This window comes from Synechococcus sp. R55.2 (assembly GCF_047462075.1).
In the GTDB taxonomy this organism is placed as follows: Bacteria; Cyanobacteriota; Cyanobacteriia; order Thermostichales; family Thermostichaceae; genus Thermostichus.
This window is the reverse complement of record NZ_JANSIH010000347.1, coordinates 1-3,498: the sequence shown is the minus strand read 5'-3', so window position 1 is coordinate 3,498 and position 3,498 is coordinate 1. Positions and strand designations below refer to the sequence as shown.

General features: G+C 59.8%; 5 protein-coding genes. 3 read left to right on the top strand and 2 right to left on the bottom strand.

The window, feature by feature from the left end:
- Window positions 1–52 precede the first annotated feature (52 nt).
- A complete protein-coding gene (locus NW838_RS11140; protein ID WP_414428055.1) occupies window positions 53–196 on the top strand; it encodes a hypothetical protein in 144 nt (47 codons plus the stop codon).
- Here NW838_RS11140 and NW838_RS11135 read toward each other — a convergent pair.
- Window positions 193–609, bottom strand: coding sequence for a hypothetical protein (locus tag NW838_RS11135; protein ID WP_414355847.1), 417 nt, complete (start codon window positions 607–609; stop codon window positions 193–195). The two genes, NW838_RS11140 and NW838_RS11135, sit on opposite strands and share 4 nt — an antisense overlap.
- Before the next feature lie 174 nt (window positions 610–783).
- Here NW838_RS11135 and NW838_RS11130 point away from each other — a divergent pair, with 174 nt between their 5' ends.
- Window positions 784–1,608 carry a creatininase family protein gene (locus NW838_RS11130; protein WP_414355886.1) on the top strand — a complete coding sequence of 275 codons (825 nt, stop codon included), beginning with the start codon at window positions 784–786 and terminating at the stop codon, window positions 1,606–1,608.
- 145 nt (window positions 1,609–1,753) lie between these two features.
- On the top strand, window positions 1,754–2,050 hold the full coding sequence (locus NW838_RS11125) for a hypothetical protein (RefSeq protein ID WP_148202718.1): 297 nt from the start codon (window positions 1,754–1,756) through the stop codon (window positions 2,048–2,050).
- On the opposite strand, the gene NW838_RS11120 is transcribed toward NW838_RS11125, so the two are convergent.
- Window positions 2,047–3,297, bottom strand: coding sequence for an LL-diaminopimelate aminotransferase (locus NW838_RS11120; protein WP_414428054.1), 1,251 nt, complete (start codon window positions 3,295–3,297; stop codon window positions 2,047–2,049). The genes NW838_RS11125 and NW838_RS11120 overlap by 4 nt on opposite strands.
- Window positions 3,298–3,498: the final 201 nt, after the last annotated feature.

Here is a 3,498-nt window from a genome sequence, read left to right as displayed (position 1 = left end):
ATTATCCGCCCACCCACCACCTCAACACCTCCCTAATCGGCGGCAGCGCCCGATGTCTAAAAGACACACATCCCAGGTGGTGCGCTTGGTGCCCCCCTTGATCGTCACCCCGGCAGAAATTGACGCGGCTCTAGCGATGTTGGCATCGGCTTTGCAAAGGTTGGCCGCCTCCCTTGGCCATTCCGGGGCAGCCTAGCCTCGCCAGACTTGCCGCAGAAATGCCTGCAACTGCTGTCGGGCAGAGGGCTCGTGGGGAGCGGGATCCCTTGCCTGCTCCAAAAGGGGCAACACCTCCTCCGCATAGGCCGGGACAAAGCCGGCAGCAGGCCAGAGCAAATCCGAGGTGGCCCGCAGGTTCAAGACTTGGGATCCCTGCCTGAGCAAGAGAGGTCGCACCCAGAGCAATGCTGGGGATCCCGCCGCAAGATTGTGGAGAGAAGCCTGAATCAGCTCCACATAGAGGGTGGCTTGCGGCCCTGGCAGGGCGAGGATGGGACGGGGTGAGGGTGGAGTGCTGCCCACCTCCACCGGGGCAGGCAAAGGGCGGCTTCTGGAAGGGATATTCTCCACAGAGCCACATCGGGCGGGCAAACGAGGCAACAGGGTCATGCAATCGTTAACTGAAGACGATATGGACTGTACTGATCCTAATCGATGGCCTCCTTACTTTTCTTTGGCAGGCGGGTTGGCCGGGGATCCCGTCTTTGCGGACATTTCGTGAACCCGATCTTGTGGCATGGTGCTAGGTAGCTTTCTGATCAGACTTGGACGGATCCCGCCATGATGCACACTTTTGTCCCGCCCCACCGCTTTTTCCCCTACCTGACCTGGACAGAGATCCAGGCCATGCCCGATAAAGAGAACGTGGTGATCATCCAGCCGGTTGCCTCGATTGAGCAACACGGGCCCCACCTGCCCCTGGTGGTGGATGCCTGCATCGGCACGGCGGTCATCGGGCGCGCCATGGAGAAGCTGGAGCCTGAGATCCCGGCCTATGTTTTGCCCACCCAATGCTACGGCAAAGCCAACGAGCACTGGCATTTCCCCGGCACCATTACCCTCTCGGCCCAAACCCTGATGGCGGTGCTGACGGAAGTGGCAGAGAGCATCTACCGAGCTGGGTTTCGCAAGCTGGTATTCCTCAATTCCCACGGCGGCCAGCCACAGGTGCTGGAGATTGTCGCCCGCGATCTTCACCAGAAGTATGAAGATTTCATGCTGTTCCCGGTGTCCGTCTGGCGGGTTCCCCACGAAGGGCGAGAGCTGTTTACCGAGAAAGAGCGGGAATTGGGTATTCACGCCGGCGATGGGGAGACCAGTATGCTGATGCACCTTTTGCCCGATACGGTGCGAACCGACCGATTGGTCTGCGAATATCCCCACGATCTGCCGGAAAACAGCTTGCTCAGCATGGAAGGGCGGATCCCTTTCGCTTGGGCAACTCGCGACCTCACCCAGAGCGGAGTTTTGGGCGATGCCACTGCCGCCACGCCGGAGAAAGGCAAAGTTTTGGTGGAGTCCATGTCCGATAGCTGGGTGCGGCTGATCCGAGATCTGCACAGGTTCCAGCAGCCCAAGGCTTGGCGCAAAGCCCCGCTGCCGGTCTAGGGATCCAGGCAAAAGACCTACGGCCTGCTTTGTGAAAGGCTTTCGCCAGAACTGGCCGACCAAGATACGACCTGCTGACGCGATCAGGGCAGCTTTTTGCTGGGCTGCTGCAAACTCTATCTGCCCAATGGGAAAGGGTGATACCTTGGCCCCAGAACACACCCGTTCTGGTGGAAATGGGGTGGATTTGGGCAAAGTTCACCTGGCCACTGCCCATGAGGGTATGGATATCTTCATCGCTAACGGTCAGGAGCTGCAGTCGAAGCGGCAGTACCCGGAAAGTCGAAGGGGAAGCTGGCCCAGTTGCTGCGTTGCAGGCAAAAGGGTTCGCGGCGGTATCGCCGACTGGTTCGTCATCTTTCCTGTCGGGCCCAAGCTGTTCGCCTCTGGCGGCGGGGAGCGCTTGAAAGAATCCTCGCCCTCTGGGTCAAGACTCAATTAACCAACGGCTCCAGCCCCCGCAAACACGCTGCCGATGCGGCGCATCGCCTCTTCCACGTTGGCGCGGCTGTTGAAAGCTGACAGGCGCAGATAGCCCTCTCCGGCGCTGCCGAAGCCAGAGCCGGGGGTACCCACCACATGGCAGGTGTGCAACAGCTTGTCGAAAAACTCCCAACTGCTCAGCCCAGCGGGTGTTTTCACCCAGACGTAGGGGGCATTCACGCCGCCATAGACTTGGATCCCCACCTCGGCCAATTGCTCGCGAATGATGCGGGCATTTTCCAGGTAAAACTGCACCAGACCTCGCACCTGCGCCTGCCCCGCTTCGGAATAAACTGCCTCTGCCCCTCGTTGCACAATGTAGGACACCCCGTTGAACTTGGTGGATTGGCGGCGATACCACAAGCTCCACAGATCCACCCAGGATCCATCGGCAGCTTGCCCCCGCACAGACTTGGGCACTACCGTAAAGGCGCAGCGGGTGCCGGTAAACCCAGCGGTTTTGGAAAAGGAGCGGAACTCAATAGCGCATTCCCGCGCCCCCGGAATCTCGTAGATGGAGTGGGGGATCCCAGGCTCGGTGATGTAAGCTTCGTAGGCGGCGTCGAACAGGATCAAGGAGTTGTGGGCACGGGCATAGTCCACCCAGTTCTGCAGATGCTCCCGCGTGGCCACTGCACCTGTGGGGTTATTGGGGAAGCAGAGGTAGATCACATCCACCTTTTGGCTGGGCAGGCTGGCGGTGAAGTGATTTTCGGCGGTGATGGGCAGATAGACTAGGCCCTCATATTCGCCGCGTTCGTTGGCTGGCCCTGTATGGCCCGCCATCACGTTGGTGTCCACATAAACCGGATAGACGGGATCCGTGATGGCAATGGTGTTGTCGTGGCCGAGGATATCCAGGATGTTGCCGCAGTCGCACTTGGAGCCATCGGAGACGAAGATCTCGGAAGCATCGATATCGCAGTTGCGAGCTTGGAAGTCGTGCTGGGCAATGGCCTGGCGCAGCCACTCATAGCCTTGTTCTGGCCCATAGCCGCGGAAGGTGGCCCGTTCCCCCATCTCTTCCACCGCCCGGATCATGGCTGTCCGACAGGCTTCCGGCAGCGGCTCGGTGACATCGCCAATGCCCATTTTGATAATTTGAGCTTCGGGATGGGCGGTGGCAAAAGCCTGCACCCGCCGGGCGATCTCGGGAAAGAGATAGCCGGTCTTGAGCTTGAGGAAGTGGTCGTTGATCCTGGCCATGGAGGTTTGCCGAAGAGGAGGTCATCGGCTTTTCAGTGTAGCTGTTCGCGCTAGCGGGACGGAGTCCTTAGCCGGTTCCGGGCCAGAACTCTTCTACGTCGCGGTTCCCCTGCCCATAGCAACAACCCCGGCGGAGGCGGGACGGAGTAGGATGCTACCTTGGCAAAGATCCTTTGGAGAGCAGGGATGAAGCAGCAGAGG